We start from the raw sequence: 13644 nt of genomic DNA, 5'->3' as shown, positions 1-13644 counted from the left end.
ATTGATTTTGCTGTTTGAAGCCTATGCTGAAATTTGTGCATAGGATGAGTTATGTGTATCTATTATTTTTTTTATACGCTTTCCTGGCTCATTGCATAGAAATTAACCATCTGGTCGTTTCAATGTTACCCAAGATTTAAGACGAGGTCATCAATGAGTAAAGTTCTGACTACCTTTCGTGCTGATCACTCTCTAGACGTGTATATCTTTGGATTGGTTGCTTTAATCATGCTGATGATATCTGGCTCAGCCCACGCTTTACCTACTTTTGCCCGGCAGACTGGACAGTCCTGTGTAGCGTGCCATGCCGGTGGGCAATATCCTGAGCTTACACCTTATGGTCGCTTGTTTAAACTGACTGGATATACCTTGGGCGAACGTCCTGCTGTGCCACTTTCGGTGATGGGCGTGGCAAGCTATACCAAAACCATCAATGCTGATCCTTCATCCGACTTTCCAAAAAATGCAGCTGCATTGTTTCAGACTGGTAGCGTTTTTCTGGCAGGAAAAATCACTGACAATATCGGCATGTTCGCTCAGGCAACCTACGACAACTATGCCAATCAGGATCCAAACACCAATCAATGGAGCGGGCATTCGCATTCCGACAATATTGACGTGCGTTATTCTGATCGCTTTATCAGCAGCGGGAGTGACCTGATTGTTGGGCTCAGCCTGAACAATAATCCATCCGTTGCCGATGTCTGGAATACGGCACCAGCATGGATACAATACGTGCCAACCAAATTCGGTTACACAGGTGCCAGTGCGGCACCGATGGTGTCACAGTTAGGGCAACAAGTCGCCGGTCTTGGTGCCTACGTGTTCTGGAACAAAACACTCTATGCAGAGTTATCTTTGTACCAGACCGCCAAAGGAGCATTCACCATCCTGAAGTCAGGCAATGATATCGGTAACCGGCTTAGCGGCAGCAATCCCTATTGGCGTTTGGCTGCAAGTCATGAATGGGGGCCACATAATATGATGGTGGGCATGTTTGGCATGAATGCTGATGTGTATCCAGATCCCACCAATCCAACCGGACCGACTACCCATTTTCGCGATCGTGGTGTGGACGCCCAATATCAGTATCTACTCGATGATCACACTTTTACGGCACAACTGAGCTATATCCGTGAATCGAGCAATGGTGGTGACGTGACAGGTGTGGCGAGTAATAGCAGTAATACCTTGAATCAGTTGCAAATCAAAGGCAGCTATATTTATCGTGCTAAATATGGTGGCAGCTTCACTTATCGCCAAACCACTGGAAGTTCGGACGCCACTCTTTACGCAGGTCTGCAGGACGATGGTACAGGGACGGGGACTATGATTCCAATCCCGGGAAGCGGGAGTATCACCAACAATCCTGATACCAGAGTGTTGATTCCTGAATTGTTCTGGATGCCGGTTCAATATGCGCGAGTCGGTTTGCAGTATTACAAGTTCAACCGTTTCAATGGTGCCAGCAGCAACTACGATGGTGCCGGACGGAATGCGAAAGATAATAATACCCTGTTTGTTTATGTGTGGGCTGCTTATTAAGTGTGACGTCGATTGACGATTAACACCATGGGAGAAAAACGTGAAACACAAGTCAATCTATGCACTGATGCTGACCGCTTTGTTTTTAAATGCCTGCGGCACCCCAGAGCGCTCGCGCTCTCTGGTTACTCAACATGTCCCGACTAAAACGATAGTGATGCAGCTGTGTTCGAATTGCCATGGAATGACCGGCAATTCGAATTCGCCAAATTTTCCTAATTTGGCAGGACAACCAGAGGCATATCTGATATCGCAGTTGCAAGGGTTTCGCGCTCACACACGCTCCGACAAAGATGGCTATGACTATATGTGGGGCATTACGGCAAACCTGAGCGATGCGCAAATACAAGGACTGGCAACCTATTTTTCAGAGCAAACAGCGCAGACATCAAAGAATACTTTCGTGCCTGAGAAGCTAGCTCGTGGGCAGGAAATTTACGAACATGGTATCCCGGAAAATGAGGTACCTGCCTGCGTTGCATGTCACGGTGCCAAGGCGGAAGGAAATCAAATTTTTCCTCGTTTAGCTGGTCAACATTCTACGTATCTGCTCAAACAACTAAACGTGTTTCAAAACACGGAACAACGCCCCAATGGCGCGATGATGAAGGGTGTATCACATGCGCTGACCAAAGAAAATATGGATGATGTTTCGCATTATCTTGAGTCTATGGGGAGTTAGTTTCAATGGTAAAAATGTTGATTATCGCATCGCCTAAATGTGGTGACGGGTACAACCCGTCAAGCAAACCTCATGGGTTTAACGGAAGAGTTTCGCCTCAACCTTAGACGATCAATTCTCAGGACAAAAAAATCCCTGAAAAAAACACTGTAATAAATACCGTCAACCACGCCGGCAGCCTTGCCAACGTCAGCAATGCAAGTGCTCCCGCCGCGACCAGAAAGTCGCTGACATTGTGTATCGCACTCGTCCATACCGGATGATAAAAAGCAGCGAGCAGCATACCAACAACGGCAGCATTGATGCCTAGTAAAGCATTTTTTAAATACTGTTGATGACGCAACCTTTCCCAAAAAGGCAGTGCACCAATGACCAGTAAAAATGCAGGTAAAAATATCGCTGCCAAGGCAATCGAGGCACCCAGCCAACCAGCAGGAAATTGCTTAGAACTCGCACCCAAAAAAGCAGCGAACGTAAATAGAGGCCCCGGCATTGCTTGCGTAGCACCATAGCCAGTCAGAAATGTCGCTTCTGAGACCCAACCACTTTGTACAACTTGTGACTCCAATAATGGCAGCACCACATGACCACCACCAAACACCAATGCACCGGTGCGATAGAAATTGTCGAATAGTGTGACTGGGTAGGACTGAGCAGCCTTGGCCAATAAAGGTAAAGTGATGAGTAAAGTAAAAAATAAAATCAGAGCAATGGTCGCGGTACGCTTGGAAATAGTGGCATTTTCTTCCTGCTGACTATTGTCAGGTGCCGCTCGTAAAAAGCACATACCGATCACACCAGCGAAAGCAATCACAAAAATTTGCCCGATCGCTGGAGGCAGCAGTATTACGCCCGCAGTGGATAGCAGCGTGATGATTGCACGTTGCCAACCCGATGAGAAATTTTTCCCCATCGCCCACAGTGCCTGTGCAACAACTGCCACAGATACTAATTTAAAGCCGTGCAACCAGCCTTCACCCCAATGACTACCAACTTGCGCGTAGGCCAGCGCAAACAAAGTCAAAACAATCGCAGACGGCAAAGTAAAACCAAGAAATGCCGCCAGCGCACCCGGAATACCGCCACGTGATAAACCCAATGCTATCCCCATCTGACTGCTTGCTGGCCCCGGTAAAAATTGGCACAGCGCTAGCAGATCAGCATATCTTTTGGCATCGAGCCATTGACGTTTTTCAACGAACTCTATGCGAAAAAAACCTAGGTGGGCAATCGGGCCACCAAATGAGGTACATCCCAGGCGTAAGAAGATCTTAAAGATAGTCCAGACACTATTGGATGTTTTTTGTACTTCCTGATTTGTCATCGAAGTTTGATTTATTTGGTGAGATAAGATTGTGCTGCCATGCCAGATTGTTCCAGCCAGGCTTTCGGAGTGCAAGCTAAATATTGACGGAACACTTTGATAAAAGCACTAACGCTTTGATAGCCCATGTCTAGAGCAACTGTGGTGACTGATAATCCAGCACTGAGTTTTTCTAAGGCCAGCAGCAAGCGCATTTGTTGCCGCCAGTGTCCTATGCTCCAACCCGTTTCTTGTTGAAATCGACGCGTCAGGGTACGCCGTGACATGCCAATTTTCTCGGCCCAACCATCAAGATTAGTTTCATCGTCAGGCTGCTTTAGTAAGGCCTGTGCCATCCTTAGTAAGCGTGGATCAACAGGCATTGGAACGAACAGTGTTTGCGCAGGAAGTCGATGTAGCACATCTGCAAGAACTGCAATGTAGGCAGGGTTTTGTTGATGGCACTGATGTTCACTGATTTCCGCAAGTAGCGAGGCGAGTAGTGGTGAAGTACGAACGACTTTCAACTCGGTAGGCATTTTTTTTCGGCTAAAGTCTTCGGAGAAATACATGCTTGTACCCCGCATATCACCGTGCACTGTAGCACCGTGTAGCATCTGTGGCGGCACCCAACCGACGCATCCGGAGGGCATAACCCAATGCTGGTCTTTGGTCACGACGCTGACCAGTCCGGAATGCACCAGAAACAACTGTCCCTGCGAGTGTGTATGTGGTGCCGAGTCTTCGAGTGCGCTGTGAGCTAAGTGGCGAACATCAAGTAAGTCCATATTAATTGCCCGGGAGATGAATTGGCCTGTTCGAGATATTGAATGACATTATAGCGTTAGCAGGCAAGTCTGGGTATTAGCACAATAAGCACTCCTTCACCCGGAGAACAAAATGAAAACGCTGATTGAACAAATTGATCCTCATACCATCACTGCCCTACTTATTCGCCATGGTGCATGGCTCTTGCAGCAGCAACCAGCATGTGCGCCCCGTGATCTGACAGCCATGCAAGACACTTTTGAACGATGTTCAGGTACTGTTTTACAACAACTTGAAATGGCTTTGAGTAGTCATTGGCCAGAAATACCTTTCTCACATGCAGAATTTGATCCAGAGCAGCAAATCAAGCCTGAGCATCCCGCCTACTGGATTTGCGATCCTATTGATGGTGCTGTGCAATTTTTGTCTGGCTTGCCGCTATGGACATTGACTCTGTGTCTGGTCATCGATGCAAAACCTGTTATGGCCTTCGTTTATGATCCCGTCGGCAATGCGATGTATCACGCGCAAACGGGGAAGGGGGCGTTTTGCAATGGGCGTCGCATGCAAGTGGGGCAGCGTGACCAGTTAAGTCTCGCGGTGTTAGGTACTAGTTTTCCCAATTACCCTCAACGTCCTCAAGCTGAAATCGATGAATTTCTTCATTTGTTAGCGAAAGTCATTCCTCAAGTTTTCGCGCAAAGGTGGATGGGGCCCAGCTCACTGAGTCTGGCACAACTGGCTGAAGGTAAATTAGATGGCTATTGGGAAACCGGGCGTAGCTTATACGACTGGCTGCCAGGTGTCTTGATCGCACAAGAGGCCGGCGCGTTCTGTACCGATCTTAAAGGGGGAGTATTAGATTGGAACAGCGATGGCATTTTGTTCGCTAGTCCGGCAATGTACCCTCTGCTATCAACAATTCTTTTGACATAAATTTGGGGCAACGATGAAACCTGAGGACATTTTAGCTGATCAAGAAAATACAATACTGATCAACGACGTGTTAGTACGTAAAGGAAGTGTTGGCGCTTTTCTGGTGAACTGGCGGATACTGCAAGATCCACACCAAAAAGAAGCGCATGCACAGGCAAAGGTGGATCTGCTGGCGCTTATTCCGGCATTGCATGCACTGGGTTTGTTTGAGACGCTACAACCGCGTGATCCTATGTTGGCAGAGTTAATACAAATAGGTGCAATCTAAGCTCGTAAAAAAGAGGTGGCATATGCTGCGCCGCCTCTTTTCTAGGACATTGAAATCAGACTAGATTTATAAAACTTAATTTTGTAATGCGCCAGTCAAATCGCCCGCTGTTTCACGAACACCTGGTAATGGTGCCAGTTTAAAACGTTTAGTAAGCAACTTGAGAATAGACGTTGTATCGTAAGGCGTGCTATCGATGTAACCACGTTTTGCATACGGCGAAATAATGATAGCCGGAATGCGGTTGCCTGGTCCCCAGCGATCGGCCTTTGGCGGTGCGACGTGATCCCAGAAGCCACCGTTTTCATCGTAAGTAACGATGATCAGCATGTTTTTCCATTGTGGGCTTGCTTGCAGTTTTTTAACCAGATTGGCAATGTGTTCGTCACCCGACATCACATCGGTGTAACCGGGGTGTTCATTTAATTCGCCTTGCGGTTTGTAGAAGGTCACTTGCGGCAGACGGCCGTGCTCGATATCGTCAAATAATTCGGCACCATCTTTGAGATGTTCAGCGCGATCTTTAGTGCCTGGTGCAAAGCGCGAAAAATAGTTAAACGGTTGATGATGCGGTTGGAAATTAATTTTGCCGCCGTAGATTTGCGAGCGATCCGCTAACGCCTGATTCCAGCCACCTGCATACCATTTCCAGCTAATATTTTTTTGACTCAGGGTGTCACCAATGGTGGTTTGCGTTTGTGGTGGTAGCGGGTGTTTGCTGCTATCGGCTAATGCAGAGTCATTCGCTGATGGAATGCCACTAGGCTGGTAACTCGACTGTAAAGTATTCACACCAAAACCATCGGGGGTGACGCTACCATCCTGGAATTGCGGCGCACCTGCTAGTGGGTCAGTAGGAGAACCTGCTTTCAATAGCAAGTTGCCTTGAGCATCAATTTTTGCACGCATAGAATCTGGCGCATCCTTGAATACCGGCGTACAGGCACAAGCGAGCCACATGTGATTCAAAAATGAACCACCAAAAGCGCCCATGAAAAAATTATCCGCCAGGGTATATTCCTGAGCGATTTTCCACATCGGCAAAGACGCACCGTTATAGTGTCCCATACTCAAACCGCCAGCATCAGAGATTGCAGCAAAGCGATCATTTTTTCCGCCATTAATCTGCATTTGATTCTGATAAAAACGGTGTACCAGATCGACTGTTTTTTTATCTAAGCCCTGGTTGACAGGCGCTGCATCAATACTGAAAGGCATGTTAGGCATACCCTGAGGGAAATCCTTATTTGCCACGCCAGGTTTATCCCATGTCGGTGGCAATTGTGTCAGTGGTTTGCCCTGCATATCGACTTGCGTATAACGTTGTTCCGCAAATGCTCTACCGATTCCGTTTGCTCCCGGGAATATACCGTACAAGTTGTCAAAGCTACGATTTTCGCCATAGATAACGACGATGTTCTGGATTTTATCTATGCTGCTGGCGGCCGCTATTCCCGGTGCGAATGCGCCTGCTATTATGGCAGGCAGCAAGGATGGAATCAGGAGGTTTTTCATGAATTTCGCTCAAGAATGAAGAAGAGCAACATTTTAATATTAATTTATGAATGCTTGATGAACTCTGGTGTCGCTGGAATTTGATCTTACGGAAAAAATAAAAAAGCCCGGAACGTGTCCGGGCAAATTCATTGTGTTGCAGATCAGGAAGCTTCAATCGCATGGTCAAGGTCTGGTCGCTTCCATGGATCAATATGTGTCATCAGATTGAGAACCCGGTGATGTTGCATGACACGTTTTCTGGCTTCGACGGCAATGTCGTGGCCTTCTTCTACCGTGATTTCTGCATCCACTTCGATGTGCGCATCAACCACGATCATATCGCCCATTTTTCGTGTATTCACATCATGCACACCAATCACTCCTGGCGTCTCTTGCAGGGTGCGACGTATTGCTTGCACTTCTTCATCGTCAGCGGCTCTGTCCATCAAATCGTTTAATGCTTCCCAGCCGAATTCCCAGCCCATTTTCGCGACCATGAAACCAACGATGGATGCCGCAATAGGATCTAAGATCGGATAGCCTGCGAGGTTGCCGATAATACCTAAAGCAACCACCAGCGAAGATGCTGCATCAGAACGCGCATGCCATGCATTCGCAACCAATAGGCTAGACTTGACCCGATGCGCCACGGCCAGCATGTAGCGAAAGAGCAGTTCTTTAGAAACTAATGCAAACCCTGCCACCCACAATGCCAGCGTATGCACTTTGGGTACGGTTTCTGGAGATTGCAGTTTCAAAAATGCTGACCACAACATACCTAAACCAACCACCAGCAATATCAACCCTAACGCTAGTGAGGCTCCGGTTTCAAAGCGTTGATGACCGTAAGGATGATCTTCATCAGCATCTTTTTTACTGTGATGACCTGCCAGCAAAACCACGAAGTCTGCAACGAGATCAGACAAAGAATGGATACCATCGGCAATCAGGCCTTGTGACTTACCAAAGATACCTGTAGCAATCTGGACTGTACTTAAACACACGTTAACAGCAACGCTGGTCCAGGTGCTGCGCGACATCGCTGCGGCGCGTTCAGTTGTCCCATATTGTGGGCTGTCGTGTTCATCGTGATGATCAATATTTTTCATAGTGTCTAAATCTGAAAGAGTGCGCCTGGTGATGCAAAATGATCGATTGTATTGGCCTATTTTTCAGGCGCCATTGTATGGTGCTTAACTCCGTCTTGCATCAAGTTTTATCGATAAATTGAAATATTTTTTGTTCGATGAAGACTGATTCTTATTTAGAAAAAGGAAGGATTCTTATTCGATTTTTTATAGTAATGTTGGGACGTAAATTTTACGCAGTAATATAAATTATTCTGATTCTCAAACTGTGCAGGCAAGATGCCGGATTTTTAAAATAGAGCGATAATGCACATATCTTTTTTCACTGCTGGTTAAAACATGTACACATCATTCTTGCGAAGCTCCTTACTGGTTCCGGCGCTGAGTTGTTTATTGCTGGTCGCCTGCTCAATATTGAACACCGATGTGAACAAAGACAGCATCCGCGGACCAGTTTTACAATTGCAACTTGATGCGCAAATAAAAAATCTGAGCCAATCTGAGCTGCTACATTCTAAGTTAGTGCACAGCATCGTGATCCCGGACGACGCGTCTTATCATCGTCAGCAGACCTATATGGCTGTGCCTTTATGGTCTCTGGTTGGATCTTTACCGTCACAAGGCAATTTACAATTTACGGCATTGGATGGCTTCGTCGCCACCATACCAAATCAGCTAATAACAAATGATGCAAATGCGGCACAAGCGTGGTTAGCGATAGAAGATCCGGCTCACCCATGGGACGCGTTGAAGCCTGGGCAACCAAGTGCCGGGCCATTTTATCTGGTGTGGTTGGCGCCAGAAAAATCACACATCTCTGGCGAACAATGGCCTTATCAGATCGCAAAAATCGCGGTGACGACGGCGTTAGAAGTGCGTTATCCACAGTTGCTACCACATGCAGAGGGAGAGTTACAGCTGACTGCTTTGCGGGGTTTGCAAGTATTCACCAAGAATTGTGCGACTTGCCATTCTTTAAATGATGGTGGCGATGCAAAAATAGGTCCAGATTTGAATTTACCTATGAATCCCAGCGAGTATTTTCAAGAAGCTGCACTGCGGCACTTGATTCGTGAACCGGGGTCAGTACGTCGTTGGAGTCAGTCTGTAATGCCGGGTTTTAAAGCCGATATCGTTTCTGATAGTGAATTGGACGATTTGCTGGTTTATTTGCGTCAAATGGCAGCGCAGCGCAATGGTCTGAGTGTACGCTGAAAATGTGAAATGATAATGCGACATGCCGAGGGCGAAGTTGCTCCAGATAAGTATATCTCAGTACAACCTTGAGGACCGCAACTTGAGGAAAGTCTTGAATACGACGAAAACGAGCAGCGAAATTATTATTACGCTGCCTCATTAATATTTGCCAACACAGTTGTTAATCAGGCTTTTACGCTGACTACTTGACCAACAGTTTGGCCACTCGTGTTAACTGATGGCACTGGCGGTGCTGCTTGCGTTGTCTGCCCCTGCGGCACTGGTGTTTGCTGCGTTGAATCTTGTTTATTTTTTACATCCTGATTTTGCTGTGCGACTTTTTTAACTTGTGCTGGATCAGGTTTACTTGTCACAGCTTCGCTGCTAAAGCTGTTTGTATTAATTGAGCTGATACTCATTTTTAGCTCCCAAATATACTAAAAGAAATGAATTGCCTATTACTAACATCAGTCAAAGCCAATCTTCGACACAATGTTAGAAGCTTAGTCAACGGGTTTTGTGTCTTTGATATTTTTTTCGAAATGACGAATAACTATTAAAAACACTACCTCTTAGTAATCAGTGTAGGACAAGTTGAGAATTTATGCATGACTGAATCGTGGGTATTTAAAGAAAATCTTTCTTTGAGAAACTAGTATTTTAAACAAACGTCACTTCTGATTGATTAATTGATTAATTGATTAATTGATTAATTGATTAATTGATTGATTGATTGATTGATTGATTGTATGCATTGACTTTCAATCGTGATGCATTTGATATGCTTGATCAGTGTTGTTGTTGTTGTTGTCGTAGTGGTAGTGGGAGCGAAAAATATCCCTGTTTAAACATATTTACACAAGCGGCGACAATTTCTGCATCAAGTTGTTTGCCAGATTGTCTTTGAATTTCATTCAATGCGATATCGATTCCCAACGCTGGGCGATAAGGTCTGTAGGATGCCATCGCCTCGACGATGTCTGCGACGGCTAATACGCGGGCTTCAAATAGAATTTGATCCCCATGTAATCCACGTGGGTACCCAGAACCGTCGATTTTTTCATGGTGCTGATACACAATTTCAGCGACTGGCCATGGAAAAGGCACATCTTTTAGTATGTTATATCCCGTCAGCGGATGCTCTTTGATCAGGCTAAATTCCGCGTCATTCAGGCTTTTTGGCTTGGTTAAAATTTCAATAGGTACCGCAATTTTACCAATGTCGTGTACCAAGGCTGCCATTTGAATGGACTTTAATTGTGCTTCTGATAAACCAAATTGCTGCCCGATAGCGCATGCAATGATCGACACTCTGTCCTGATGTCCTGCCGTGTAAGGATCACGATTTTCCATGGTTTTTGCCATTGCTTTAATGGTTTCCAGCAAAGCGTTTGACAAATTGAGCTCCGCAACTTTGCACTTCCTGCGCTCATTTTCGATAAGATCAAAATGCGAGAAAAAATTCAAACCATGGGCAATTTCATCGGCAAGTCGTTCAAAGAGCTCAATCAAGGCAGGCCCGAATGTGCTGGCGTCTGATGAGTAGACCATCAAGGCGCCGTGGCGGTTTTGCTCAAAGACAAAGGGAATCGTGGCACTTGAGCGTATGCCAGCCAGTCGTGCTTTTTCGCCCCAAGGTTTGAAATTTGGATGCATTTCAACATCATTAAGAACTTGAATGGTACCTGTTCGAATTGCTATACCAGTTGGACCTTTCCCATGCGGGGAACGTTCTGACCAGCTGATTTTCAAATCGTCGATATAACTTATACTGCGACCTGATGCTGCGACAATGCGCACGTCTTTTTCATCGGTATCTTCTGCAATGCCAACCCATGCCAGCGTGTAACGATGCTCATGAGTAAGTGCATCGCATACCGCTTGCATCAGATCTTCGCGTGATTTTGCTTTGGACAATGCCATGACAGCACTGGCATAAGCAGCTAATTCCCACTTTTTAACCTGAAGTTCAAACTCCGACTGCGAGACATGTTTCAAGTCGCGAAAACTGATAATCAGTATCATTACGTCCTGCACTTCCAAACTACAGGCGAACGAAATCTCTATAGGAATCGCATGACGGTCTTTGTGCTGTAGATGTAGATTTTTTAACACCGTTGGCCCTGAAAACTGCTCAATCGCGTTTGCGATAGCAGACTGCTCTTCAGGAAAATGCAGTGAAAAATAGGACTTTCCTATCAATTCCACCGGTGAGTAACCAGTCATTTCCTCAACGGCATGATTGACGTCAAGGACGATACCAGTGTTGCGATTGATGGCAATCAGAGGAAAGGATGAATGCTGCCAGGCGCTCGCGTAGATACCTGAGTCGTTCTTGGTAACGTTTTCGTCTCTCGCATTCATGTGCCCGTCCGTATCGCCGATACAAAAGATGATGTTGACCGGGCGTTTTTTGCGTTTTTTATTTTGCCCGTTCTTTCAAGCAACTTACTTTGTTTAACAAAGTTGGGTGATAAATAAATATTACTTTATTATTAATCAAAATGCAAAATTAAAAATGGTTAAGGCTTACGCAAAACTGCCCGAGCGGCAATATAGATCCAAAGCAGTTATTCGTACTATCTTGGTCACCAAGCCTTGTCGGGACAGTTTTGCATACGTCCTATTGGTTTAATTGTCGCTTTTTGTTTTGCGGAAATTCATCACCAATACCAACGCTGCAGAAACAAGCATGAGCATCAGACTGATGGCATTTACAACCGGCGTTGCGCCATCTTTCATGCGGCCATAGATCATCACCGTTAAAGGTGCATCACTTCCGGTCAGCATATAGGTGGTATTAAAGTTTTCAAACGACAACAAAAACGCAATCATCGCTGCCCCGACCAGCGCGGGACGTAAATACGGCAAAATGATGGTCATAAATATTGCCCAGCGGCTGGCACCGAGATTGAGCGCGGCTTCTTCCAGGCTGACGTCAAAACGTTTCAGACGTGCACTAATTGTTAAGGTGGTAATCGAGGCAATATAAGAAATTTGCCCTATCGTCACCAATACCAGTCCGGGACGTAAAAATTCCAGCTCCATACCTGTCATGTCTTCGACAAATTGCGCGATGTGACTCATTAAGGCAAGAATAGAAATTCCCAAAATCACGCCCGGAATCACCAAAGGTAATAGCATCATGACTGAGAGTACTTGCTGACCCTTAAACTTAAAACGCTCCAATAAAAAGGCATTGCAGGTTCCGAGAAATACACTGATAGCACTGACACAGACTGCTACGCGCAAGCTATAGCCAAGGCTGGTCAGAATATCCTGATCAAAAAATAAGCCAGTTCTGTCACTACTGCCATCGGCTAAAAACCAGTCCAGTGTAAAACCATGCCACGGTGGCATAGGATAGGCAGCATCGTTAAACGCAAAAGCGATAACAACAACGAGAGGAATAAATAAAAATAGAAAAAAAGCGGCAACATAAGTCAGCCGTAAAGCCTTGATCGTACCCGATTGATGTATGGTCGGTATCATGTGCGCCTCATGACATGAGTAAAGGATTGGCGGCTCAATTTTAAGCCGCACCACACCAGGAATGTGGATAAGCCCAGTAACAAGAAAGCAAAAGCAGCGCCTTGTTCCCAATTAAAACGAGTAATAAATTGCGTGTAAATTTGCTCGGTGAACCACATGGAATTTTTGCCACCCAATAACACTGGCGTCAGGTAATTACCGAGGGTCAACATGAACACCATAATGGTGCCCGCCGCGATCCCTGGTGCTGCATGAGGAATGATGATCTGACGCACAATATTGGATGGACGACCACCTAAATCGTAAGCCGCTTCAATTAAACTGTCGTCCAGCGTTTCCAACGCATTGATCAGAGGAATCAGCATAAATAGCAGTGAGGAATACACCAGGCCTAATAAAATTGCTGCGTCGTTGTATAACAACTCTATCGGTTCGGATGTAAGTCCTAAGTGAAATAATAATTGCGGTAGTACACCATTGCCGCGCAATAAAATCATCCAACCTAATGTCCGCACCATTTCGCTGACCCAGAACGGCAGCAATACCATTGCCAGTAATAGCGGCTTGGATTTGCTACCGGCGACTTTGGCGATATACCAAGCAACAGGAAACGCCAACACTAAAGAAATCGCGGTTGCTGATAACGACAAAATGGCGGTGCGTAAAAACGTATGCCAATACAAAGGCTCGTCGAAAAATGTCGCATATTGCTTGAGGCTGAATGCGTACTCTTGTGGTGCGACGCGCGTGCGCAAAGAAAGGATCAGCATTTCCAGATGCGGCAAGAGTATCAATAAACTTAGCCAGATCAGCGCAGGTGCGAGCAGCAACCAGAGTAATAGCGATTTTTGCTTAATAATCATAGTGA

General features: G+C 45.9%; 13 protein-coding genes. 5 read left to right on the top strand and 8 right to left on the bottom strand.

Going from position 1 to position 13644, the window contains the following annotated elements; translation table 11 throughout:
- Positions 1–153: 153 nt before the first annotated feature.
- Both ACO0KY_RS12830 and ACO0KY_RS12825 read left to right on the top strand, forming a co-directional pair.
- Complete coding sequence (locus tag ACO0KY_RS12830; RefSeq protein ID WP_423046600.1) at positions 154–1545, top strand: cytochrome C; 1392 nt, start codon at positions 154–156, stop codon at positions 1543–1545.
- A 40-nt stretch (positions 1546–1585) separates the two neighbouring features.
- Complete coding sequence (locus tag ACO0KY_RS12825; RefSeq protein ID WP_423046598.1) at positions 1586–2227, top strand: c-type cytochrome; 642 nt, start codon at positions 1586–1588, stop codon at positions 2225–2227.
- 118 nt (positions 2228–2345) lie between these two features.
- Here ACO0KY_RS12825 and chrA read toward each other — a convergent pair whose 3' ends face one another.
- Both chrA and ACO0KY_RS12815 read right to left on the bottom strand, forming a co-directional pair.
- Positions 2346–3551, bottom strand: a complete 1206-nt coding sequence (gene chrA, locus ACO0KY_RS12820) for a chromate efflux transporter (RefSeq protein WP_423046596.1) — start codon at positions 3549–3551, stop codon at positions 2346–2348.
- Positions 3552–3562: 11 nt separating this feature from the next.
- Entirely contained in the window at positions 3563–4318 is a 756-nt protein-coding gene (locus ACO0KY_RS12815; RefSeq protein WP_423046594.1) for an AraC family transcriptional regulator, read from the bottom strand.
- Between the two features lie 112 nt (positions 4319–4430).
- On the opposite strand from ACO0KY_RS12815, the gene ACO0KY_RS12810 reads away from it, so the two are divergent.
- Positions 4431–5234 (top strand): inositol monophosphatase family protein, encoded by an 804-nt coding sequence (locus ACO0KY_RS12810; RefSeq protein ID WP_423046592.1) that lies wholly within the window; start codon positions 4431–4433, stop codon positions 5232–5234.
- Between the two features lie 13 nt (positions 5235–5247).
- Positions 5248–5502 carry a hypothetical protein gene (locus ACO0KY_RS12805; RefSeq protein WP_423046590.1) on the top strand — a complete coding sequence of 85 codons (255 nt, stop codon included), beginning with the start codon at positions 5248–5250 and terminating at the stop codon, positions 5500–5502.
- A gap of 75 nt (positions 5503–5577) precedes the next feature.
- Here the strand turns inward: ACO0KY_RS12805 and acpA are convergent, their stop codons facing one another.
- Both acpA and ACO0KY_RS12795 read right to left on the bottom strand, forming a co-directional pair.
- Complete coding sequence (gene acpA, locus ACO0KY_RS12800) at positions 5578–7017, bottom strand: acid phosphatase (RefSeq protein WP_423046588.1); 1440 nt, start codon at positions 7015–7017, stop codon at positions 5578–5580.
- A 143-nt stretch (positions 7018–7160) separates the two neighbouring features.
- Positions 7161–8108: a cation diffusion facilitator family transporter gene (locus ACO0KY_RS12795; RefSeq protein WP_423046586.1), complete on the bottom strand. Its 948-nt coding sequence runs from the start codon at positions 8106–8108 to the stop codon at positions 7161–7163.
- Between the two features lie 318 nt (positions 8109–8426).
- Here ACO0KY_RS12795 and ACO0KY_RS12790 point away from each other — a divergent pair, with 318 nt between their 5' ends.
- Entirely contained in the window at positions 8427–9302 is an 876-nt protein-coding gene (locus ACO0KY_RS12790) for a c-type cytochrome (RefSeq protein ID WP_423046584.1), read from the top strand.
- Between the two features lie 167 nt (positions 9303–9469).
- Here the strand turns inward: ACO0KY_RS12790 and ACO0KY_RS12785 are convergent, their stop codons facing one another.
- The 4 genes from ACO0KY_RS12785 to ACO0KY_RS12770 form a co-directional block, all read right to left on the bottom strand.
- Positions 9470–9703: a hypothetical protein gene (locus ACO0KY_RS12785; protein WP_423046582.1), complete on the bottom strand. Its 234-nt coding sequence runs from the start codon at positions 9701–9703 to the stop codon at positions 9470–9472.
- Between the two features lie 370 nt (positions 9704–10073).
- Positions 10074–11648, bottom strand: a complete 1575-nt coding sequence (locus ACO0KY_RS12780) for an HD domain-containing phosphohydrolase (RefSeq protein WP_423046580.1) — start codon at positions 11646–11648, stop codon at positions 10074–10076.
- Positions 11649–11915: 267 nt separating this feature from the next.
- Positions 11916–12776 carry an ABC transporter permease gene (locus ACO0KY_RS12775; protein ID WP_423046578.1) on the bottom strand — a complete coding sequence of 287 codons (861 nt, stop codon included), beginning with the start codon at positions 12774–12776 and terminating at the stop codon, positions 11916–11918.
- A complete protein-coding gene (locus ACO0KY_RS12770) occupies positions 12773–13639 on the bottom strand; it encodes an ABC transporter permease (RefSeq protein WP_423046576.1) in 867 nt (288 codons plus the stop codon). The genes ACO0KY_RS12775 and ACO0KY_RS12770 overlap by 4 nt, the downstream gene beginning before the upstream one ends.
- Positions 13640–13644: the final 5 nt, after the last annotated feature.

Source organism: Undibacterium sp. Dicai25W (assembly GCF_049340505.1).
In the GTDB taxonomy this organism is placed as follows: Bacteria; Pseudomonadota; Gammaproteobacteria; order Burkholderiales; family Burkholderiaceae_D; genus Undibacterium; species Undibacterium jejuense.
This window is presented reverse-complemented; position numbering and strand designations above follow the sequence as displayed.

Excerpts from the sequence above, each read along its gene's own strand:
- ACO0KY_RS12830 (WP_423046600.1), top strand. The coding sequence starts at position 154 with ATGAGTAAAGTTCTGACTACCTTTCGTGCTGATCACTCTCTAGACGTG.
- chrA (WP_423046596.1), bottom strand. The coding sequence starts at position 3,551 with ATGACAAATCAGGAAGTACAAAAAACATCCAATAGTGTCTGGACTATC.
- ACO0KY_RS12815 (WP_423046594.1), bottom strand. The coding sequence starts at position 4,318 with ATGGACTTACTTGATGTTCGCCACTTAGCTCACAGCGCACTCGAAGAC.
- ACO0KY_RS12810 (WP_423046592.1), top strand. The coding sequence starts at position 4,431 with ATGAAAACGCTGATTGAACAAATTGATCCTCATACCATCACTGCCCTA.
- ACO0KY_RS12805 (WP_423046590.1), top strand. The coding sequence starts at position 5,248 with ATGAAACCTGAGGACATTTTAGCTGATCAAGAAAATACAATACTGATC.
- acpA (WP_423046588.1), bottom strand. The coding sequence starts at position 7,017 with ATGAAAAACCTCCTGATTCCATCCTTGCTGCCTGCCATAATAGCAGGC.
- ACO0KY_RS12795 (WP_423046586.1), bottom strand. The coding sequence starts at position 8,108 with ATGAAAAATATTGATCATCACGATGAACACGACAGCCCACAATATGGG.
- ACO0KY_RS12790 (WP_423046584.1), top strand. The coding sequence starts at position 8,427 with ATGTACACATCATTCTTGCGAAGCTCCTTACTGGTTCCGGCGCTGAGT.
- ACO0KY_RS12785 (WP_423046582.1), bottom strand. The coding sequence starts at position 9,703 with ATGAGTATCAGCTCAATTAATACAAACAGCTTTAGCAGCGAAGCTGTG.
- ACO0KY_RS12780 (WP_423046580.1), bottom strand. The coding sequence starts at position 11,648 with ATGAATGCGAGAGACGAAAACGTTACCAAGAACGACTCAGGTATCTAC.
- ACO0KY_RS12775 (WP_423046578.1), bottom strand. The coding sequence starts at position 12,776 with ATGATACCGACCATACATCAATCGGGTACGATCAAGGCTTTACGGCTG.
- ACO0KY_RS12770 (WP_423046576.1), bottom strand. The coding sequence starts at position 13,639 with ATGATTATTAAGCAAAAATCGCTATTACTCTGGTTGCTGCTCGCACCT.